The 19755-nt window shown below is 63.3% G+C and carries 18 protein-coding genes, 1 tRNA gene, 1 pseudogene and 1 riboswitch; of the genes and pseudogenes, 6 read left to right on the forward strand and 14 right to left on the reverse strand.

Annotation, left to right across the window (positions count from 1 at the left end):
* The first annotated feature begins 4 nt into the window (after window positions 1-4).
* A riboswitch (cobalamin riboswitch) is annotated at window positions 5-203 on the forward strand.
* A 92-nt stretch (window positions 204-295) separates the two neighbouring features.
* Window positions 296-2209, forward strand: coding sequence for a TonB-dependent receptor (locus tag DNJ95_RS14030; protein WP_131185351.1), 1914 nt, complete (start codon window positions 296-298; stop codon window positions 2207-2209).
* A gap of 470 nt (window positions 2210-2679) precedes the next feature.
* On the opposite strand, the gene DNJ95_RS14035 is transcribed toward DNJ95_RS14030, so the two are convergent.
* Window positions 2680-4230 (reverse strand): MFS transporter, encoded by a 1551-nt coding sequence (locus DNJ95_RS14035; RefSeq protein WP_242671959.1) that lies wholly within the window; start codon window positions 4228-4230, stop codon window positions 2680-2682.
* A 105-nt stretch (window positions 4231-4335) separates the two neighbouring features.
* On the opposite strand from DNJ95_RS14035, the gene DNJ95_RS14040 reads away from it, so the two are divergent.
* The gene (locus DNJ95_RS14040; protein ID WP_131185352.1) at window positions 4336-5139 is read left to right on the forward strand and encodes a helix-turn-helix transcriptional regulator; all 804 of its coding nucleotides are present in this window, start codon (window positions 4336-4338) and stop codon (window positions 5137-5139) included.
* Between the two features lie 232 nt (window positions 5140-5371).
* Here DNJ95_RS14040 and DNJ95_RS14045 read toward each other — a convergent pair whose 3' ends face one another.
* The 5 genes from DNJ95_RS14045 to DNJ95_RS14065 all read right to left on the reverse strand — a co-directional run bounded on the left by DNJ95_RS14045 (window position 5372) and on the right by DNJ95_RS14065 (window position 10512).
* The gene (locus DNJ95_RS14045; protein WP_131185353.1) at window positions 5372-6376 is read right to left on the reverse strand and encodes an AI-2E family transporter; all 1005 of its coding nucleotides are present in this window, start codon (window positions 6374-6376) and stop codon (window positions 5372-5374) included.
* A gap of 97 nt (window positions 6377-6473) precedes the next feature.
* Window positions 6474-7262, reverse strand: coding sequence for a cobalamin-binding protein (locus DNJ95_RS14050; protein WP_131185354.1), 789 nt, complete (start codon window positions 7260-7262; stop codon window positions 6474-6476).
* Window positions 7262-7654, reverse strand: coding sequence for a hypothetical protein (locus DNJ95_RS14055; RefSeq protein ID WP_131185355.1), 393 nt, complete (start codon window positions 7652-7654; stop codon window positions 7262-7264). The genes DNJ95_RS14050 and DNJ95_RS14055 overlap by 1 nt, the downstream gene beginning before the upstream one ends.
* Window positions 7654-8271 carry a GTP cyclohydrolase II gene (ribA, locus tag DNJ95_RS14060; RefSeq protein ID WP_131185356.1) on the reverse strand — a complete coding sequence of 206 codons (618 nt, stop codon included), beginning with the start codon at window positions 8269-8271 and terminating at the stop codon, window positions 7654-7656. The genes DNJ95_RS14055 and ribA overlap by 1 nt, the downstream gene beginning before the upstream one ends.
* 312 nt (window positions 8272-8583) lie before the next feature.
* Window positions 8584-10512, reverse strand: coding sequence for a methyl-accepting chemotaxis protein (locus tag DNJ95_RS14065; protein ID WP_131185357.1), 1929 nt, complete (start codon window positions 10510-10512; stop codon window positions 8584-8586).
* Window positions 10513-10801: 289 nt separating this feature from the next.
* Between DNJ95_RS14065 and DNJ95_RS14070 the strand changes: the two genes are divergently transcribed.
* Window positions 10802-11170 carry a helix-turn-helix domain-containing protein gene (locus tag DNJ95_RS14070; protein ID WP_131185358.1) on the forward strand — a complete coding sequence of 123 codons (369 nt, stop codon included), beginning with the start codon at window positions 10802-10804 and terminating at the stop codon, window positions 11168-11170.
* A gap of 82 nt (window positions 11171-11252) precedes the next feature.
* Here DNJ95_RS14070 and DNJ95_RS14075 read toward each other — a convergent pair.
* The 5 genes and pseudogenes from DNJ95_RS14075 to dapA form a co-directional block, all read right to left on the reverse strand.
* Window positions 11253-11564: pseudogene (locus DNJ95_RS14075) on the reverse strand (ISL3 family transposase); the annotation flags it as partial.
* A gap of 380 nt (window positions 11565-11944) precedes the next feature.
* Window positions 11945-12034, reverse strand: a tRNA-Ser gene (locus DNJ95_RS14085).
* Between the two features lie 123 nt (window positions 12035-12157).
* Window positions 12158-13030, reverse strand: coding sequence for a phosphoribosylaminoimidazolesuccinocarboxamide synthase (locus DNJ95_RS14090; protein ID WP_131185359.1), 873 nt, complete (start codon window positions 13028-13030; stop codon window positions 12158-12160).
* A gap of 87 nt (window positions 13031-13117) precedes the next feature.
* Window positions 13118-14227 carry an outer membrane protein assembly factor BamC gene (bamC, locus tag DNJ95_RS14095; RefSeq protein WP_131185360.1) on the reverse strand — a complete coding sequence of 370 codons (1110 nt, stop codon included), beginning with the start codon at window positions 14225-14227 and terminating at the stop codon, window positions 13118-13120.
* A gap of 16 nt (window positions 14228-14243) precedes the next feature.
* A complete protein-coding gene (gene dapA / locus DNJ95_RS14100) occupies window positions 14244-15122 on the reverse strand; it encodes a 4-hydroxy-tetrahydrodipicolinate synthase (RefSeq protein ID WP_131185361.1) in 879 nt (292 codons plus the stop codon).
* 236 nt (window positions 15123-15358) lie between these two features.
* Between dapA and DNJ95_RS14105 the strand changes: the two genes are divergently transcribed.
* Both DNJ95_RS14105 and DNJ95_RS14110 read left to right on the forward strand, forming a co-directional pair.
* The gene (locus DNJ95_RS14105; RefSeq protein WP_131185362.1) at window positions 15359-15919 is read left to right on the forward strand and encodes a glycine cleavage system transcriptional repressor; all 561 of its coding nucleotides are present in this window, start codon (window positions 15359-15361) and stop codon (window positions 15917-15919) included.
* Window positions 15920-15929: 10 nt separating this feature from the next.
* Window positions 15930-16403 (forward strand): peroxiredoxin, encoded by a 474-nt coding sequence (locus DNJ95_RS14110; protein ID WP_131185363.1) that lies wholly within the window; start codon window positions 15930-15932, stop codon window positions 16401-16403.
* 20 nt (window positions 16404-16423) lie between these two features.
* Here DNJ95_RS14110 and DNJ95_RS14115 read toward each other — a convergent pair whose 3' ends face one another.
* Complete coding sequence (locus tag DNJ95_RS14115) at window positions 16424-16663, reverse strand: sulfurtransferase TusA family protein (RefSeq protein ID WP_276330888.1); 240 nt, start codon at window positions 16661-16663, stop codon at window positions 16424-16426.
* 135 nt (window positions 16664-16798) lie between these two features.
* Here DNJ95_RS14115 and DNJ95_RS14120 point away from each other — a divergent pair, with 135 nt between their 5' ends.
* Entirely contained in the window at window positions 16799-18226 is a 1428-nt protein-coding gene (locus tag DNJ95_RS14120) for a M48 family metalloprotease (RefSeq protein ID WP_131185365.1), read from the forward strand.
* Window positions 18227-18301: 75 nt separating this feature from the next.
* Here the strand turns inward: DNJ95_RS14120 and nadA are convergent, their stop codons facing one another.
* Window positions 18302-19360: a quinolinate synthase NadA gene (gene nadA / locus DNJ95_RS14125; RefSeq protein WP_131185366.1), complete on the reverse strand. Its 1059-nt coding sequence runs from the start codon at window positions 19358-19360 to the stop codon at window positions 18302-18304.
* Window positions 19357-19755 (reverse strand): hypothetical protein (locus DNJ95_RS19355; protein WP_207388839.1); only part of this gene is annotated, 399 nt, incomplete at its 5' end. The genes nadA and DNJ95_RS19355, both read right to left, overlap by 4 nt.

Genomic DNA, 19755 nt, shown 5'->3' on the forward strand with positions numbered 1-19755 from the left:
GCGCACGCTTCATATCCGTACAGGTGTGCCCACCAGGGCATTAAACGGGAAGCCGGTGAGCCCATGGCAAGGCCGGCGCTGCCCCCGCAACGGTAATCGATCCCGACTGACCCTCGGCATCCCTCAGCAGCCACTGCACTCCGGTGTGGGAAGGCGGGGGATGAATCGAAAGCCCGGAGACCGGCCTGCATGGAACCCACTGGTGTTGCGGAGGGCAGCACCATCAGGCTCCGGCAGACCCGGTACCTGCTCCTGCCCTCCTCAAAAGCATTACGCTCTTTTGAGGAATATCCCGATGAAACTGTCACGCCTCGCCCTGCTTGCCAGCGTGCTGCCCCTCGCGGCGCACGCTGCCGGCAACGATCCCCTGGAACTGTCCCCCACCATCATCACCCGCGCCACGGAGCTGAAGAACCCGGCGCCGGCCAGTGTTGCCGTGATCACCCGGCAACAGATCGACGCCAGTGCCAGCAACGACCTGCTGGACCTGCTGCGCGGCCAGGCCGGCCTGCAGATCCGCGACAGCATGGGCGATGGCAACCGCGCCATGCCCAGCCTGCGCGGCTTTGGCGAGAACTCGACGAACAACACCCTGGTGCTGGTCGACGGGCGCCGCCTGAACCAGCCGACCCTGGCCGGCCCCGATCTCAACAGCGTGCCGCTGGCCAACATAGAGCGCATCGAAATCATCCGTGGCGCCGGTACCGTGCTGTACGGCGACCAGGCCGTCGGCGGCGTGATCAACATCATCACCCGCACCCCGCGGCAGAACGAGGCCTACCTCGAGGCCAGCCGCGGCAGCCATGACCTGGAAGCCTATCGCGGCCATGTCAACCAACAGTTGGGGGCGGGATTCTCGCTGTATGCCAGCGGCGAGACGCGCAACAGCGACAACTACCGCGACCACAACGACGGTAACTACAGCAGCGCCTTCGCCCGCCTGCGCCACGACCACGCGAACGGCCACCTGCTCTACGAATACCAGACCGTCGACGATGAGTTGCTCTACCCCAACGCGCTATCCCGTGCGCAGCGCCATATCGACCGCCAGTTCAGCGACTCGCAAGCCTGGTTCGACAGCAAGACCCAGGTCCATCGCTTCGCACTCGAGCAGCGCCTGAACGATACCTGGAGCCTGAACTTCGACTACAGCGACAGCGACCAGGATGGCGTTGGCAGTTGGGGGCCAGGCTCCGAGTTCAGCCAGGACACCCGGATCGAAACCTTCAGCCCGCGCCTGACCGGCCGCTTCGACAACCGCCTGGGGCGTGCCGAATGGCTGCTGGGCCATGACCATATCACCAGCGACTACGAGAACCGCGCGGCCTGGAGCGACACCCTCAGCCGCCAGACCCTGCGCGACTGGTACACCCAGTTCAGCCAGACCTTCCACGACGACCTGACCCTCACCCTCGGCTATCGCGCCAGCGAGGTGGACGATGACAACCACGGGCTGGACCTCGAGCACCGCGACCGTGAAGGCAGCACCAGCATCGGCCTGAGCTGGCAGATCGAGCGGAACCTGCGCGCCTTCATCAAGCGCGAGGATGTGCTGCGCTGGGCGAACGTCGACGAGAACGCCTTCACCGCTCCCGATGTGGTGTTCCTCAAGCCGCAGACCGGTGACTCCTGGGAAACCGGTATCGAGTGGAAGGATGCGCGCCAGCGCTACCAGGCCACGCTCTATCGCCTGGCCCTGGACAACGAGTTGATGTACGACCCCTTCGCCACCGGCCCCTACAGCCCCTGGTCGGACGGCGCCAACATCAACCTCGACAAGACCCTGCGCAAAGGCCTGCTGCTGGAGGGTGAGCGCCAGCTCAGCGGCGCCCTGAGCATCGGCGGCCAATACAGCTTCACCGATGCCGAATACCGCGCCGGCAGCTTCCAGGGCAAGCAGGTCCCCTGGGTTTCCCGCCACAGCGCCAGCGCCCACCTGGCCTACCAGATCCTGCCCGGGCTCAGGGGCTACCTGGAAACGCTCTACACCGGCAAGCGCTACTACTCGGGGGACGATTCCAATGAGCAAGGGCAGGCGGGCAGCTACACCCTGTTCAACGCCGCCTTGCGCTATGACTATCGCCAGTTCGATGCACGGCTGCGGCTGAACAACCTGACCGGCAAACGCTACGACGGCTTCGCCAGCAAGACCAGCCGCTACCCGGCGGCCGAAGAAGACATCCAGCTCAGCGTCGGCTATCGCTTCTGAGAACCAGGTCTTTCAACGTGTTGCCTGCGGTTGTCGTAACCCACTTCCATTATCGCTTCGGTGTGCAGCGTACGACTCCCTTCTCCCCTTGCGGGAGAAGGGTTGGGGAAGAGGGGTGGTACCCGCCAGGGTACTTCTGTGATGGCACTCAGTCCCGGACTGCCTGACGGCAGCCCCTCTCCCCGGACCTCTCCCGCGAGGGGGGGACATCTGCGTATGCACGGATACCCGCCGTCCAGTCGTCCCCACTGCTCGCCCTGGCAAAGACCTTGAAAGGCATGCTTCTGAGAGCCTGTTCACGATCTGCTGCGCGAGACGGGAGCAGTTGCAACCTGCTTCAGGCTCCTTGACAGCCCGCGGCAGCGGCACTGTTCGAGATACCGCAGCTCCGCTGCGCGGGCAGAACGCAGTTGTTCGGCGATGGCAAGCAACAGCACAGGGGCGCAGTTCCAGCGCCCGCCCATGCGCCATCAATCGACATGCCGCAGCATCGCGGCCGCCAGCAGTGCGAGCAGGGCGATGGCGATGGCACAGGTCGTGGTGGCCAGGCTGAACCCGGCGACGAAAGCGTCTTGCGCCTGCTCCAGCAAACCGGCCGGCAACGCTTTCCCCTGCGAAACGGCACCCGCCAGGCTGTCCACCAGCGCATCCTCGACGCCGGGGGGCAAGCCGCCGGGCAATTGAGCCGTCATGCGCAAGCGATAGAGCGTACCGGCCAAACTACCGAGGGTGGCGATGCCGAGCGCCAGCCCCAGTTCCTGTACCATCTCCGAGAGAGCCGCGGCCGATCCGGCCTTCTCGGCGGGCGCGGCACTGACAACCAGCTCGGTACCCAACGCGGCGAGCGTGCCCAGCCCGAAGTACACCAGCGAAAAGGACGCGATCACCCATGGGATCTCCCCGGAGCCACTATCGAGCCGTGCCAGCATCAGGTAGCCAACGGCGGACAGCAGCAGCGCCAGGCCGATCAGGCTTCCGGGGCGAACGCAGCGGGCCAGCAGGGGCGCCCCGATGCCGGCCGCCAGCATGGCCAGTGCGGGTGGCATCAGCCATAGTCCGGCCGCCAGGGGCGACAATCCGGCGACCAGTTGCAGGTACTGGGTGACCAGCAACAGCGTTCCCCCCACACCGACCAGGCCGACCAGAAGCACGCCCAGGGCGACGCTGAATGCACGGCTGGCAAACAGACCGAGGTCGATCAAGGGGCTGGCCAGCCGGCGTTGCCGCCGGACGAACAAGGCCATCAGTACAAGCCCGACAATGATGGCGAAACCAGCCACAGCGCCAGGCCCACCCTTGGCCAGTTGCTTGATGCCGTAGATGACCGGTAGCAAGGCTGCCAGCGACAGCACGACACTCGGCATGTCCAGCCGGCCCGGCCACGGGGCACGGTACTCCGGCAGCAGAATGGGTGCGCCCAGCAACACCAAGGCGACGATGGGAACGGCGATGAGAAACGCCGCGCCCCACCAGTAATGCGCCAGCAGCACGCCGCCGACCACCGGGCCGGCAGCCATGCCCAGTGCCAGCACGGTGGCCCACAGCCCAATGGCCAGGGCGCGCTGCCGGGGCTGGAGAAACAGGTTGCTGATCAGCGCCAACGTCGAAGGCATCAAGGTCGCACCCGCCACGCCGAGCGCCGCGCGCGCCGCGATCAGCATGCTCGCACTGCTCGAGAAGGCGGCGATCACGGACGCAATGGCGAAGCCGGCGGCGCCGATCATCATCAGCCTGCGCCGCCCGATGCGATCGCCCAAGGTGCCCATGGTGACGAGAAAGCCGGCGATCATGAAGCCGTAGATATCGACGATCCACAGCGTCTGCACGCTGGTTGGGCGCAAATCCACCGCCAGCACCGGCAACACCAGATGCAGCAGGGTGACTTCCAGTCCGATCAGCAGCGTGGGCAGCGCCAGCAGCGCCAGCCCGATCCACTCGCGCGGCCCGGCAGCCCGGGGGTGGAGAGGGGTCGTTTCCTCAGGTCTTTGCTGAAGCGGGCAAGGGTCGCCATGGGTTATCAAAACCAGCCTCCAGATATGCTCGGATCGGTTGCGGAGAGCACATCTTCAGGCGGCTATAATCACAGTACAATTTAAGCAATTATCCTATTACAGAGAGTAATGGCCATGATCGAGCGAAGTCTCAGCCGCACCAAGGGCGAGCTGTCCGAGTTTCTGCTCAGGCATCGGCAAAAGCTGATGCCCGCCGATGTCGGGCTGCCCTCCGGCGGGCGGCGGCGTACACCCGGCCTGCGCCGGGAAGAAGTGGCCGCGCTGGCCGGCGTCGGCCTGACCTGGTACACGTGGTTCGAGCAAGGGCGTGATATCCAGGTCTCGGAGAAATTCCTGTTGAGCCTGTCCTACGCGCTCAAGCTGGACGATGCCGAGTGCAGCCACCTGTTCCTGCTGGCCCACAAGCGGCCGCCCCCGCCGGAGGCTCACCACCTGATTTCGGTCACGCCGCTGATCCAGCAGTTGCTGGATGATTTGCAGGCAAGGCCGGCCTACGTGCTCAATCTGCGCTGGGATGTGATTGCGTGGAATGCCGCAGCCGACACCCTGTTCGGTTTCAGCCAGCGGCACCGCGATACGCGCAACTTCCTGCGCATGCTGTTCTCCGCCCCTGACATGCGACGGCGCCTGCCCGCCTGGGGCGACGATGCGCCCAGGCTGCTGGCACAGTTCCGCTACGACTTCGCCGTGGCCCCGGGCGACCCGGCGATGCTGGCCCTGGTAGATGACTTGAAGCGCCTCTCGCCCGCCTTCAGGAAAGGGTGGCAAACGTCGAATGGCGAAATCGCCCGGCGCGGCATCAGCTCGGTCGAAAATACCGATGGCGTGCGCATGGATTTCCAGCATGAGACGCTGGTGGTCGATCAGCACCGGCATCTGAAAATGCTGGTGTACTTCGCGACCCCGAGCGATCAGTGAGTGAAGCCAGCCTGTTTTCGAGCCGACGGCCTTGGGTGCTCGAAGCCATGCCTTTCAACGTCTCTATCCCGCCGCTTTCTCGTAGCCTGGGTTGAACGCAGCGATACCCGGGGCATGCACCCGATGGGTATCGCAGCGCTCAACCCATCCTAAGTATGGACTCGACAGCGAGTCCATCGCGTTACGTGGATTGCGCTTCCAGCTTCCGGCTGCCTCTCCCCCAACATGCCGCTCAGACCCAGCCCTGCCCCTTCAGCTCGCTCTTCAGATAGGCATAGTAGACCGGCGCCGCCACCAGCCCCGCCAGGCCGAACGCGGCCTCGAACACCAGCATCGCCAGCAGCAGCTCCCAGGACCTGGCCTTGATCTGCCCGCCGACGATGCGGGCATTGAGGAAGTACTCGACCTTGTGGATCAGCACCAGGTAGCCCAGGGCCACCATGGCGATCCAGATGGACAGCGACAGGCCGACGACGAAGATCACCGTATTGGAAATCAGATTGCCCACCACCGGCAGCAGGCCGGCGACGAAGGTCACCAGGATCAGCGTCTTGACCAGCGGGAAGTGCACGCCGAACAGCGGCAGCACGATCACCAGGAAAACCGAGGTGAACAGGGTATTGAGCAGGGAAATCTTCACCTGGGCGAAGACGACATTGCGAAAAGCCATGACGAACAGCGCCACCCGCTCCAGCAAGGCCCCGGCCAGCGGCTTCAAGGTTTCCGGCGGCGGCATGCGCTGCAGCGCGATCACCGCCCCCAGCACCATGCCGATCAGCACCGTCACGAACAGGTGAACCGCCCCGCGCCCGAGCAACTGCAACTCGCTGATATGCCCGCGCAACCAGTCGTAGAGCGTCTGGCGGATATCGTCGACATTGGCCGGCAGGTACGCCACCAGGGCTTCCGGCAACTGCGCCCTGGCACGGTCGATCAGCCCCATCAGCTTGCCCAGCAACTGCCCGGGGTTGCTCACCTCATGCAGGATGAAGGAGAAGGCGCCCGCGAAGATCGCCCCCAGCCCGAGGATGATCACCACGCTCAGCAGGCCCACAGCCAGCACCCGCCCCAGGTGCCCGGCGAACATATGCTGTAACAGCGGCGTCAGGCTGTTGATCAGCGCATGCACCAGCAGCCCCGCCAGCAGCGCCGGCAACAGCTTGAACGGCAGTACCAGCAGCAGCGCGACAGCGACGATCGCAGCGCTGGCTATCTGAAACGCAGAGAAAGACTTCATAGGACTCGCCACGCAAATAGAAAAATTCAGGTTCCTGGTGCTGTACGAAAGGGTGCCGGGCCGTAATCGGCGGGTGCGGGCACTTTTCGTACGACACCTAACGCATCACATCGCACAATCGCTCGATAGCCCCCAGCATCTGGAAGCTCGGACGCTCCAGGCCTTTGTCCGGAACCTGTAGCAGACGCCCCTCGCGCACGGCCGCCAAACGCGGCCAGGCCTTCCAGCCATCCAGTTGCGCGTCGCTACCCGCCAGGATCACTTCGGGATCACGCGCCAGCACAGCCTCGACACTCACCTGGGGAGCGGCCACCGGCAGATCCTCGAAGACATTGCGCCCGCCGCATACGGCGATGGCCTCGCTGATGATCTGCCGGCCGCCCACGGTATACAGGGGCTTGTCCCATATCTGGTAGAAGACGCGCCAGGGCCGCTCGCGCGCATGCAACTGCCGCAACTGGGCCACTCTTTCGCGCAGGCGCCGGGCCAGTGCCTGCCCTTTATCCGCCCGCCCCAGGCGCGCGCCGATCAGCTCGAGTTCCTGCGCCAGACGCTCCAGGGAATCGGGCCGCGCCACCAGTATCTCGACCCCGAACTGCCGCAACTGGCGCAGTTGCGCCTGGGACACACTGTCCGGCCAGAGCAGTACCAGGGTCGGTTCGAGCGCCAGCAGGGTTTCCATCTCCAGTTGCCCGATGCGCCCGACCGAGGGCACATCGGCCAGCGCCGCAGGCCTGTCGCCACCGTCGAACATACCCACCAGTTGCCCGGCGGCATCCAGCTCCAGCACGATTTCAGACAGGGAGGGCGCCAGGCTGATCACTCGCTCGGCGGCCACGGAAACAACCGGCAGGCAGAGCGCGAACAGCAGCCAGCCAATACGCATCAGCCGAGCTGCCCGGGTATGCGATAGAGCAGCAGCAACACCAGGCTGGCCGTCAACAACAGATAAGCGGCGACCGGCTCCAGGCCCGCCGGCATCCCCAGGGCGCCCAGCCACGCTGGCAAGGCAGCGCACGGCAGGGCTCGCCGGCGCACCTTGGCGAGGTGCCGCCAGGCGTCCTCTTCACGCCCACTTCCCAGCGCACGCTCCATATCGATCAGGGCATGCTTGAATGCGTTGAAACGAGGCAAACTGAAAAACAGCAGCGCCAGCCCGAGGGAGAAGAGCAGCGGGCCATATCCCGTGCCAACCCGAGGCAACCCACTGGCCAGCAGCACGGGCGCCACCAGCAGCAGCACCCACAACCAGCCCTCGGCACGCAAGCGCGAACGCATCAGCCTTCTCTGGCTTCACCCTGGTGAAGCTCGCCCAGCATATGCCCCAGTTTCCCGGCCTTGGTCAGCAAATAGCGCTGATTATGCGGGTTGCGCCCTACCTGCAGGGGCCGACGCTCGGCGATGCGAATGCCGAAGCCCTCCAGCGCCTTGACCTTGCGCGGGTTGTTGGTCATCAGGCGGATGGAGGCGACGCCCAGGTGCTCGAGCATCGGCAGGCAAATGGCGTAGTCGCGCATATCCGCGCCAAAGCCCAGACGCTCGTTGGCTTCGACGGTATCGGCCCCGGCATCCTGCAATGCGTAGGCGCGTATCTTGTTCAACAGCCCGATGCCACGGCCCTCCTGGCGCAGGTAAAGCAGAACCCCGCGGCCTTCATCGGCAATCGCACGCAAGGCGGCCTCCAGTTGGAAACCGCAATCGCAGCGCAGGCTGAACAGGGCGTCCCCGGTCAGGCATTCGGAGTGCAAGCGCCCCAGCACCGGAGCACCGTCATCCAGTTGCCCGAGAGTCAACGCGACATGTTCCTTGCCCGTGTCCTGGTCGAGAAATCCGTGCATGGTGAAGACACCGAACGGCGTCGGCAGTAGAGAGGCAGCGACGAACACGACAGACACCGGGGACTCCTGATCGGCAAGCGAGGTCATTGACAGGGGGCGGATTGTACACTAAGCCAACCTTGCCAGGCGCCCGACATGATCCCGCCAATCAGGGCAATCGCGCCATGCGGCCAAAGAGCCGACAACAGCGCTGGAAGGCTTGAGACTGGACGGAAGGGCGCGGCAACCGGTGTTTTTCGCCCAGCTTTCCAGCCTCCAGCGCTTTTGTCGAAGCACCTTGCCGGTGAGTAACGGTATAGCGCCATCGCCCTGTCCCGCCAGTCCAGGCCCGGGAACATAGGCATGCCCATCGTCGCCAGTACCGGAGGGTCAGACCCGGAAGCGCCCGACCAATGCCTGCAAACGGGTTCCCAGGCGGGCCAGCTCGACACTGGAGGCTGCGGTTTCCTCGCTGGCCGCCGCACTCTGATCGGCAATATCGCGAACCTGCACAACACTGCGGGTGATCTCTTCGGCGACCGAACTCTGCTGCTCCGCCGCCGCGGCAATCTGCAGATTCATCGACTGGATGGCGGAAACCTTGCCGGCGATGCCCGCCAGGGTCTCCCCGGCCTGGCGCGTCAACTCCACACTGCGCTCGGCCAATGCCTGGCTACTATGCAACTCGCCAGCCACCTGCTGGGTGCCCGTCTGCAGCCCGGCCACCAGATCCTCGATCTCCTGGGTGGACTGCTGGGTACGCCGTGCCAGGCCCCGCACCTCGTCGGCGACCACCGCGAAGCCACGCCCGGCCTCCCCCGCGCGGGCCGCCTCGATAGCGGCGTTGAGGGCCAGCAGATTGGTCTGCTCGGCCACCGACTTGATCACGTCCATCACACTGACTATCCGCCCGCTCTCCTGCTGCAAGTGCTGCATCGCCTCGGCCGAACGGTTGACCTGCCCGGCCAGCAGGCCGATCTGCTCGATGACCCCAAGCACCGCCCGGTCGCCTTCGCGGACCTCCTCATCGGCGCTGGATGCCGCCTGCGAGGCCTCTGCCGCGTTACGCGCCACATCATGCACTGTCGTACTCATCTCATTCATCGCGGTGGCCACTTGGTCGGTTTCCAGCTTCTGACTGTTGACCCCGGCACTGGTCTGCTCGGTGACCGCCGACAACTCTTCGGCCGCACTGGCGATCTGCGTCACACTCTCCGTGACCCCACCGATCAGTTCGCGCAGGGCATTGCCCATGCGCTGCACGCCCTGCTGCAGCACACCGATCTCGTCACGACGCTGGAAATCCGGGATGCCGGTCAGATCACCCTCGGCAATCCGATTCACCACCAGCAGGGTTTCATTCAATGGGTGGGTGATCTGCCGAGTGATGAACCAGGCGGCCAGGAAGCCGATCAGCAGCGCCAGCAGGGTGACCGTGAACTGCGTGACGCGACTGGACGCCGCCACCTCATCTCGCAGCTCGAGCTGGCGCAGGCCCAAGGCATGGGTGATGTCCCGGGTCTCTTCGGCAATCCGCACCATCGCTTGCCGGGCCTGCTCCAGCCTGGCGATCGAGGCCCGGTATTCACCGATATTCCTGGCGTACGCCTGTTGATCCGCCAGGAACACCTGCAGTTCCTCGGGAGGCTGCTCGCCAAACACCCCAGCCTGGCGCTGGGCATTCTCATTCGCCAGGCGCAGTTGCTCCTCCAGTTGCCGTTCGATATCGGCCGAGTGATCACCGATATAGCTGCGCGCCAGGTAACGGACCTTGAACAGTTCCTCCCTGAACAGCGTACCGACCTGGAAATAAGCGAAGCGGCGTTCATCCAGCACATCCATGCGCAGAGCCAGGTCACGCAGGACATCGAGAGACGCGAAAGCGTGATCGCCATGTTCGACCATGCCCACGACGGCTTCATGGGCCTCCCGGTTGGCCGCCCGCAATATGCCGAGCGCCTTGCGATAGTCCCCGACCAGTTCGCTTTGCCTGTCCTCGCGCGCCAGGAATTCCGGCTGGAAAAAGAGTCTCAGCGCCCGTGCCGCCGACTGCCTGTGCTGGAAATCATCCAGCGCCGCGATGACTGCCTGCTCGGTGGCCGGATTGTCACTATCCAGCAGGTAGCGCTGCAACGACAGACGCAGATCGCCCAACGACTCATTGAGCCCACCATAGACTTCCTGGGCCTCGCTGCGGGCGAGCAACTCGTCGCGGGTATTCCAGCCGACCAGTGCGAGCAGGGTGGTAAGCACCAAGACCAGGCCAAAGCCAAGCCCCAGCTTGTAGGTCACACCAAGGTTATCGAACCAATGCGGCATGTTGAAAACTCCAGTTCCAGATCGTATGCCTGCCCATTCCCAGCCTGTCACCTCGGAATGCACCTTGACCTCTCGGCGCTTGCCACTGCCGGTGATCGCCGAGAGAACCCAAACGAAAACCTAACACCTTGTTTAAAAAGCCATTTTCCACGCTTAAAGGTGTTTCACCGCTCGTCAGGACAAGCAAAACTATACAATAAATATCTATTCTAAAAATCACTACTAGCCATTTTTTGGCCTTCATAGGGAGGTACTCAGATGCAAGCATTTGATTTTTCGGGGCTTTCCTATGAGTCAAAATGCCATCACAGCTCTAGGCAAACGGATCAAAGCCTTCCGCGAAGCCAAGGGATGGACACAGGCCCGACTGGCCGAGACTCTGGGTTGCGAACCCATGACCGTCAGCCGCTATGAGCGCGGCAGCTACGCCCCCAGCATTGAGGCGCTGCAAGAGATAGCCCTGGCATTGGGGCATCCACTGGAGTCGTTCTTCAACGACCTATTGAAACCCATCCCGGCCCCGCCAGAACCAGACAGCCAGGAGCTGCGGCATAGTCTTTGCGACATCGCCTACCGGACAGAAGACCCGGAAACCCTGAAGGAAATCGTCGCCTCGGCCAGGAAGATCCTGTCCCGGCGCGAAAAAAACCGGACCTGAAGCGCTCCCTGCGCCCCGGAACCAACAGAAGCGAGAGCGACATACCAGGCAAAGGCGTGACCGCTCGCCGCTAAAAAAGGGTTCATCGCACTTTCCCGGGGAAGGCGGCCTTGATTTTCAGGAAGAAGTAGTCCGAGTCCCGGAAGCCATAGGCCATGCGCTTGATCACCTTGATGCGGTTATTCACACCCTCCAGCAGGCTGGTATGCATCGGGAAATTAGCGCTGGCGAGGATGCCGCGGATATAACGCCCGAGGTTTTTGGCGAAGCGCTGTAGTGGTGCCAAGCCACTGTCACGGGCCTGCCGTAGCCAGGCCCGCCAGCGTTGCCAGCCTTCCCATACGCTCGGGGCGTACCAGACTTCCTTCAATGCGTCCTTGAGCACATAAACCGTATCCGCCACCGCCCAGCCTGCTGCAGATGTCTGGATCAACTGCAGCGATCGGCTGTCACCCATCGCGGGCCGAACCAATGCCGACACACTTTCGCCAGCCAGGCGATTTCCAGCTATGTGCCGCTGGAGTGGGTAGCGCGGCAGCTTGGCCACACCGACACGACCATGGTCAAGAAACACTATGGCCGCTGGATACCTGCAAATACCAAGAGCATGGCCAAGATGGTTTCCGAAATGATGGGGTTCAAAGCGGACAACGACGGCCAGTAGCGGACTGGAAAACGTCGATTTTGCCCTAAAATTGCCCTAAACATTCCGCCCCACAAACAAAAAGCCCCTGAAATATTCAACATAATCAGGGGCTTATCGTTATTTCAATATGGCGGAGAGATAGGGATTTGAACCCTAGGTGCCATTGCTGACACAACGGATTTCGAATCCGTCCCGTTCGACCACTCCGGCATCTCTCCAGCGGCGCGCATGATAGCAGCTCGAACGTATTTGTCGAAGCCCGCTGCGATAGTTTTTTCGTTATTTTCAAGCAGATGGAGCGCGCGTCCAGGCGCGCCCTGCCCTTTCCGGCCGCCTCTCGGTTATTCGGCGGTCAGCCGCGTCAGGGCTTCGCGGTATTTGTCGGCGGTTTTCTGCGCAACCTCGACCGGAACAGCGGGGGCTGGCGGTTGTTTGTTCCAGCCGGTGGACTCCAGCCAGTCGCGCACGAACTGCTTGTCGAAGCTCGGCGGGTTACTGCCTTCCCGGTAGCTGTCCGCTGGCCAGAAACGGCTCGAATCCGGTGTCAGCACCTCGTCCATCAGGGTCAGGGTGCCATCCTCGTCCAGGCCGAACTCGAACTTGGTATCGGCGATGATGATGCCGCGGGTCGCCGCGTACTCGACAGCGGCGCTGTAGAGGGCGATGGCGGTATCACGCACCTGCGCGGCGAGCTCCGGGCCGATGATCGCCTCGCACTGCTCGAAGGAGATGTTTTCGTCGTGGTCGCCCACGGCGGCCTTGGTCGAAGGGGTGAAAATGGGTTGCGCCAGCTTGGCCGCTTCACGCAGCCCCGCAGGCAGGGCGATACCGCATACGGTGCCCTTGCTCTGGTATTCCTTCCAGCCCGAGCCGACGATATAGCCACGCACGATGGCCTCGACAGCCAGCGGCTTCAGACGCTTGGCCACCACGGCGCGCCCCTCGACCAGAGGCAGTTCCTCGGCACTGACCACATCTTCCACCCGGTCGCCAGTGAAATGGTTGGGGACCAGCCCCTTCAGCTTCTCGAACCAGAAATTCGAGATCGCCGTCAGGATCCTGCCCTTCTGCGGAATCGGCTCGTCGAGAATCACGTCGAAGGCCGACAGGCGATCGCTGGCGACCATCAGCATGCGTTTGTCGTCGATCTCATAGAGGTCGCGGACTTTCCCGGAATAGATTTTCTTCAGACTCAGGCCGCTAGGCGTTGTCATGGCAGGCTTCCAGAAGATGTTCGGAAAATAAGCGGGGCAAATAAGCGCACGCCGGGTAGGCCAGGCCTGCCGGCGCGCGAGCCTGGGTCACTGCCCCAGGCTTTCGTTCAACTGGTTCAGCACGCGTCGCGCAACATCCGCCGGCGCCTGGGTATCGCTATCCTTTTCCAGTGTGACCAGCACGTCGCTGGCTACGCTGGTCAGGCGGACCTGGTAGCGCTCGGCACGCGCTTCGATTTCACGCTTGCTGTCGCCGAAACCGAAGAGACGCGCGAAGAAGCCTGGCTTGTCCGCTTCCTTGTCGGCGCTCTCGGCCAGGTTGATGTAGTACAGGCCGAGCGTACGGTCCAGGTCATCGACACGGATATCGCTGGCCTCCAGCGCACGACCGATACGCGACCAGGCACGGTCGAAGCTGCTGTCCAGGCGCAGCAGCGGGCTGCCGCTACCATCCGTTTCCAGCGCTACACGACTTGGCGCATCGAAATCGCGCTCGGCCAGCAGGGAAACCGAGTCGCCTTCCTGGGCGGTACGCGACAGGCTGGCATGCAGTTCGTCCAGCAGTACGCGATCGACTTCCTTGTCGCTGGAAGTCTCCGGCCAGGGTACATCGGTGCCACTGCCTGCAGGACGCTGCACACTGACCAGGAAGATCTCGCTGGTGCTGCGCTGTACGCCCGGCTCGACACGAAGACGAACGCGAATCTCCTTGTCCGCCGGCAGCCCCAGGTTGCGGGCCAGCGCCTGGTCGAGGCGTGCCCCGCTCTGCCAGTCGGTAACCAGCTCGCCCGTCTGCGGACGCTCATCGGCAATAGCGAAGCCGTTGTCCGTCAGATACTGCCGCACGGAGGTCCAGACCTGGGCCGGTGTACGGATAGCGACCAGCCAGCGCGCATCCTCGGAACTCTGCAGGCTGAAATCGCCGCTCTCGGCGGCGAACGGCAAGCGTTGCGGGCGCGGGACTTCGGACGAACCCGGCTCGACGGAAAGATCGGCCACCCGGCGCGGGATCGGCAGCAGCGGGTCCAGCCCGCGCACCTGAACACCGTCAGGCACCTGCATGGCAGGCGTCTGGCTTGCCTCCAGGTAATCACCGCCACGGTCACGGAAATATCCGTCATCGCCCCACAACCAGCCGCACCCGCTGGTGCCGGTGATGATCAGTGCCAGGGTAGAGAATCCGGCCAGTCGCTTCATGGATGTTCCTTCGTTGTTAAACCAGTACGCCGGACTGACGCAGAGCCTGGGCAACCTGCCCGTGATATCGCTCGCTCAGCCAGGTCAGCGGCAGGCGGATGCCTTCTTGCATCAGCCCCATTTCATGCAGCGCCCATTTGACCGGGATCGGGTTGGACTCGACGAAAAGCTTCTCGTGCAACGGCTGCAGGCGCTCGTTGATGGCGCGCATGCCCGCCGCGTCTCCCGCCAGCGCTGCGCGACACAGTTCGGCCATGGCGCGGGGCGCCACGTTGGCAGTCACGGAAATATTGCCGTTTGCCCCCAGCAGCATGAGCTCGCCGGCGGTGGCATCATCGCCTGAGAACACCAGGAAGTCCTTGCCGGCACGATCGAGCACTTCCTGGCCACGCACCAGGTTGCCGGTGGCTTCCTTGACCCCGATGATGTTCGGCACCTGCGACAGGCGCGCGATGGTGTCCGGCAGCATGTCGCAGGCCGTACGCCCAGGCACGTTGTAGAGGATCTGCGGGATCGCCACGGCCTCGGCGATGTGCTTGTGGTGCAGGTAGAGGCCTTCCTGGGTCGGCTTGTTGTAGTAGGGCGTGACCAGCAGGCAGGCATCCGCCCCGGCGCTCCTGGCATTCTCGGTCAGTTCGACGGCCTCGCTGGTCGAGTTGGCGCCCGTACCGGCGATGACCGGGATACGACCATTGACCTGGTCCACGACACGACGGATCACTTCGATATGCTCTGCAACGGACAGCGTGGCCGACTCGCCCGTCGTACCCACCGCAACGATTGCATTGGTACCTTCCTGCAGATGGAAGTCCACCAGCTTGCTCAGGCTGTTCCAATCAAGACCACCCGTTGGGTCCATTGGCGTGACCAATGCCACAATACTGCCCGAAATCATGCAATCGCTCCTGGCGGAAAATAGGGAGGCGTTATGGTACAAGGCTCCATTACGCTTTGCGAGTATGCAGATTCCATCCATTCCATGTGGGCCAGCCCCCCGAAGCCGGCATTTAACGCCATGAGCACGCCACTCATTCCCTATCCGGGCGCATTTCGCTACTCTTGAAGGCTTTTCAGCCCGGACGATCCGTTCGCCGGGCTGGCCGATCGAGTCATCATCGCCAGGAATGCTGCATGTCCACCCCCGCCACCCCCCGCGAACAGTTCCTTGTCATCAGCGCCCTGGGCGCCAACCCCATGGAGCTCACCCATGTGCTCTGCCGCGCCAGCAGCGAAAACCGCTGTTCGGTGGTCAGCACCCGCCTGTCCCGCCACGGCGAGTGCAGCGCGCTGGTCCTGGAAATCACGGGAAGCTGGGATGCCCTGGCGCGCATGGAAAGCCTGCTGCCGGCCCTGGCCAAGAAGCACGCCTTCAGCGCCGACGTGGTACGCAGCGAGCCCCTGGAAGCGCGCCCCCACGCCCTGCCCTACGTCGCCTATGTCAGCGCGGTCTACCGCCCGGACATTCTCAATGAACTGTGCCAGTTCTTCATCGATCACCGGGTGGAACTGGAAGCACTGAGCTGCGACACCTACCAGGCGCCGCAGACCGGCGGCACCATGCTCAACGCGACCCTGACCGTCACCCTGCCCGCCGGCACCCAGATCAGTTGGCTGCGCGACCAGTTCCTGGATTTCGCCGATGCCTTGAACCTGGATGCCCTGATCGAACCCTGGCGCCCGCAAACCCCCTGAGGAAACGTCCATGTCCGTAGAAATCGACCAGCCCGTTCCCGCCTTCCAGGCCGAAGCCACCAGTGGCCTGAGCCTGACCCGGGAATCGCTGCAAGGTAAACAGACCGTCCTTTATTTCTACCCCAAGGACAACACCCCGGGCTGCACCACGGAAGGACAGGACTTTCGCAACCTGCATGCGGCATTCCAGGGCTGTAACACACAGGTGTTCGGGATTTCCCGCGACAGCCTGAAAACCCACGAGAACTTCAAGCGCAAGCAGGACTTCCCATTCGAACTGATCAGCGACAAGGATGAACAGCTCTGCCAACTGTTCGATGTGATCAAGCTGAAAAAGCTCTATGGCAAGGAATACCTGGGCGTCGACCGCAGCACCTTTCTCATCGACAGCGATGGAGTGCTGCGCCAGCAGTGGCGCGCCGTGAAGGTGCCGGGCCACGCACAGGCCGTACTGGATGCCGCCGAGGCCCTGAACAAGGCCTGAAGGCCAACGACCGCAGGAGCTCAGGCCTTTCTCAACCAGTAGCGGAACACGCCATCGGCCTCTTCGTCCCGCAGCAACTCATGCCCGGAAAGCCTGGCGAAACTGCGAAAATCCCGCTGCGAGCCCGGATCGGTCGCCGTCACCCTGAGTACCGCGCCGCTGGCCAGCCCATTGAGCAGCAGCTTGGCCTTGAGCAGCGGCAGCGGACAGCTCAGCCCACTCGCATCGAGTTCGACGTCATGCTCCGGGGCACCAGCCATGTCGACCATATCCACCTCCTCGCAAAGCCGCGCAGAATACCCATCATTGAACCGCTCTGGCCAGCCGGCGATGAGGAACGCTACAGTAGCGCCGTTGCCCGATAGTCCCAGCAAACCACATATGAGCTTCGATGGATGAAATTCCTGCGCCCTACTCTGCTGACGCTCGCCTGCCTGCTGTCCCAACCGGCATGGTCCGATGACTTGCCATCCCTGGGCGACGCAAGCTCCGGCATCGTATCGCCAGAGCAGGAATACCAGCTTGGCCGGGCCTGGCTGAGCATGCTGCGCGGGCAAGTCGGGCAGTTGTCCGACCCGATACTCAAGGATTATGTGGAGAGCAGCGTCTACAAGCTGGCGGAAACCAGCCAGCTACAGGACCGCAGACTGGAGTTCGTACTGATCGCCAGCCCGCAGCTCAACGCATTCGCGGCACCAGGCGGCATCATCGGGGTCAACGGCGGCCTGTTCCTGCATGCGCAGACCGAGGCGGAATATGCCTCGGTACTGGCCCACGAACTGGCTCACCTTTCACAACGGCATTTCGCCCGCGGGGTGGAAGCCCAGCAGCGTATGCAACTGCCCCTGATGGCGGCGTTGCTGGCCGGAGTGGTCGCCGCCGCCGCAGGCGCAGGCGACGCGGGCATCGCGGCGATCATGTCGACCCAGGCGGCCGCCATCCAGTCGCAGCGGCGCTTCTCCCGGCAGAACGAACAGGAGGCGGATCGCATCGGCCTGATCAACCTGGAAAAGGCCGGCTACGACCCCAGGGCCATGCCGTCGATGTTCGAGCGCCTGATGCGCCAGTATCGCTATGACCAGAAGCCACCGGAATTCCTGCTGACCCACCCGGTCAACGAATCACGCATCGCGGATACCAGGAACCGCGCCGAGCAGTACAACAAACAGGGCCGCGAGGACAGCCTGCGCTACCAACTGGTCCGTGCCCGCGTCCAGCTTCGCTTCGAGTCGACCCCGGGGCTGGGCACCAAGCGCTTCAGGGCCATGCTCGAGGAAAACCCGCAACTCGATGCCGCCCGCTATGGCCTGGCCCTTTCTCTGATAAAGGGCGGGCAGTTGGACGAAGCACGAGAGACACTGGCACCACTGCTCAAGAGCCAACCGGACGATCTGCTCTACAACCTGGCCAGCGTAGAGCTGGACATCACCGCCAATCGCCTGCCACAGGCCCTGGAGCGGGTGCAGCGCATGCTCCAGCTCTACCCTGGCAGCTACCCGGCACAGCAGGCGCGGATCGACGTACTGACCAAGCAGGGCAAGACCGGTGAGGCCGAGCGCGAACTGGACAGGCTCGCCGAACGCCGCCCACGTGATCCGGATATCTGGTACCAGGTTTCGGAAATGCGCGGCCTGACCGGCAATATCGTCGGCCTGCACCAGGCCCGGGCGGAGTATTTCGCACTGGTCGGCGACTACGGCCAGGCCGTCGAGCAACTCGACCTGGCCAAGCGTCGCTCGAACAACTTCCAGCTCGCGTCGCGCATAGATGCGCGTCAACGCCAGTTGGAGGAGGAAAAGCGCATGATCGAGGGCATGCGCTAGGGTCTGTTGCCGCAGGCCCTCGGCTCCAGGCTTGAAAAAACACCCAGGTGGCGTGCCGGGGTAATGGGCTCCACCTCAGGCGTTGCCCGCCAACCGGAGCCTGGCCGCCTCGGTGAAATCCAGCATGCGCTTGAGCGGCCTGACCGCCCGCGGGATCAGCGCGGGATCGACGAAGATTTCGTTGCTGCCGGTACGCAGGCACTCCAGCGTGCGCTCCAGCGTGTTCATGGCCATCCAGGGGCAATGCGCGCAGCTACGGCAAGTCGCGCCATTGCCCGCGGTCGGCGCCTCGACGAAGACCTTGTCCGGGCACAACTGCTGCATCTTGTAGAAAATGCCGCGATCCGTCGCCACGATGAAGTGGCTGTTCGGCAGGGTCTGGGCCGCCTTGATCAGTTGGCTGGTCGAGCCCACCGCATCGGCGAGTTGCACGACCGCCTCGGGCGATTCCGGGTGCACGAGGATCGCGGCATCCGGATACAGCGCCTTCATATCTTCCAGTTGCTTGGCCTTGAACTCCTCATGGACGATGCAGGCGCCATCCCATAGCAGCATGTCCGCACCGCTCTCACGCTGGACATAATTGCCAAGATGCTTGTCCGGCGCCCAGATCAGCTTCTCGCCGTTATCCATCAGGCTCTCGACGATCTCCAGCGCGCAACTGGAGGTCACCACCCAGTCGGCACGCGCCTTGACCGCTGCCGAGGTGTTGGCATAGACCACCACGGTCCGTTCGGGATGCTGGTCACAGAATGCACTGAACTCGTCCACCGGGCAGCCCAGGTCCAGCGAACAGGTCGCCTCCAGCGTCGGCATCAATACCCGCTTCTCGGGGTTGAGAATCTTCGCCGTCTCGCCCATGAACTTGACACCAGCGACCACCACGGTAGTGGCGGAATGCTGATTGCCGAAACGCGCCATCTCCAGGGAATCGGAAACACAGCCTCCGGTTTCCTCGGCCAACGCCTGCAGGACCGGATCGCAGTAATAATGCGCGACCAGTACAGCGTTCTGCCGCTCCAGCTCGGCGGCGATTTCAGCGCGCAGCCGCGCCTCCTGATCGGGCGTCAGTGGCTTGGGCTGCTTGGCCGCCAGGTGGGCCTGGACGAGGATGCGTTCGGATATCTGTGTCATTGTTCAACACTGCTCAGCACATGGAATACCGGGCTATCGAAACCCGCACAGTAGTGAGAGAGGAAAGAAGCAAGGAAAGTGCCACTCACTCCGACTCGACCTTTTCCAGAGAGGGGGCGGAATACTAGCCGAAGCATTCGCAAAAGGGAAAGCGATGCCTGCAAGTGCCTTGCGTAGCGAAAATCAACTGCAATAAGAAAGCCCATGAAGGGAATTTTCATGCCATTCGAGGGATACGCGCCAACCCTAACACCCAGCGCACACCCACCATCGGCATAGGGGACAGTCCTCATGGACTGCGCCCCTGCCACACCACCCGGCATGCGGGTCCGCACCGGGCGGTTCGAGAGATTGAGATCATGAGAGCCGGGGCAGTCCCAAGCGGTCGAACCAGG

The organism is Stutzerimonas kirkiae (assembly GCF_004327335.1).
In the GTDB taxonomy this organism is placed as follows: Bacteria; Pseudomonadota; Gammaproteobacteria; order Pseudomonadales; family Pseudomonadaceae; genus Stutzerimonas; species Stutzerimonas kirkiae.

Bases quoted from the DNA above. Each gene is read 5' to 3' on its own strand.
- DNJ95_RS14030 (WP_131185351.1), top strand. From the start codon at position 296: ATGAAACTGTCACGCCTCGCCCTGCTTGCCAGCGTGCTGCCCCTCGCG.
- DNJ95_RS14040 (WP_131185352.1), top strand. From the start codon at position 4,336: ATGATCGAGCGAAGTCTCAGCCGCACCAAGGGCGAGCTGTCCGAGTTT.
- DNJ95_RS14045 (WP_131185353.1), bottom strand. From the start codon at position 6,376: ATGAAGTCTTTCTCTGCGTTTCAGATAGCCAGCGCTGCGATCGTCGCT.
- DNJ95_RS14050 (WP_131185354.1), bottom strand. From the start codon at position 7,262: ATGCGTATTGGCTGGCTGCTGTTCGCGCTCTGCCTGCCGGTTGTTTCC.
- DNJ95_RS14055 (WP_131185355.1), bottom strand. From the start codon at position 7,654: ATGCGTTCGCGCTTGCGTGCCGAGGGCTGGTTGTGGGTGCTGCTGCTG.
- DNJ95_RS14065 (WP_131185357.1), bottom strand. From the start codon at position 10,512: ATGCCGCATTGGTTCGATAACCTTGGTGTGACCTACAAGCTGGGGCTT.
- DNJ95_RS14070 (WP_131185358.1), top strand. From the start codon at position 10,802: ATGAGTCAAAATGCCATCACAGCTCTAGGCAAACGGATCAAAGCCTTC.
- DNJ95_RS14090 (WP_131185359.1), bottom strand. From the start codon at position 13,030: ATGACAACGCCTAGCGGCCTGAGTCTGAAGAAAATCTATTCCGGGAAA.
- bamC (WP_131185360.1), bottom strand. From the start codon at position 14,227: ATGAAGCGACTGGCCGGATTCTCTACCCTGGCACTGATCATCACCGGC.
- dapA (WP_131185361.1), bottom strand. From the start codon at position 15,122: ATGATTTCGGGCAGTATTGTGGCATTGGTCACGCCAATGGACCCAACG.
- DNJ95_RS14105 (WP_131185362.1), top strand. From the start codon at position 15,359: ATGTCCACCCCCGCCACCCCCCGCGAACAGTTCCTTGTCATCAGCGCC.
- DNJ95_RS14110 (WP_131185363.1), top strand. From the start codon at position 15,930: ATGTCCGTAGAAATCGACCAGCCCGTTCCCGCCTTCCAGGCCGAAGCC.
- DNJ95_RS14115 (WP_276330888.1), bottom strand. From the start codon at position 16,663: ATGGCTGGTGCCCCGGAGCATGACGTCGAACTCGATGCGAGTGGGCTG.
- DNJ95_RS14120 (WP_131185365.1), top strand. From the start codon at position 16,799: ATGAAATTCCTGCGCCCTACTCTGCTGACGCTCGCCTGCCTGCTGTCC.
- nadA (WP_131185366.1), bottom strand. From the start codon at position 19,360: ATGACACAGATATCCGAACGCATCCTCGTCCAGGCCCACCTGGCGGCC.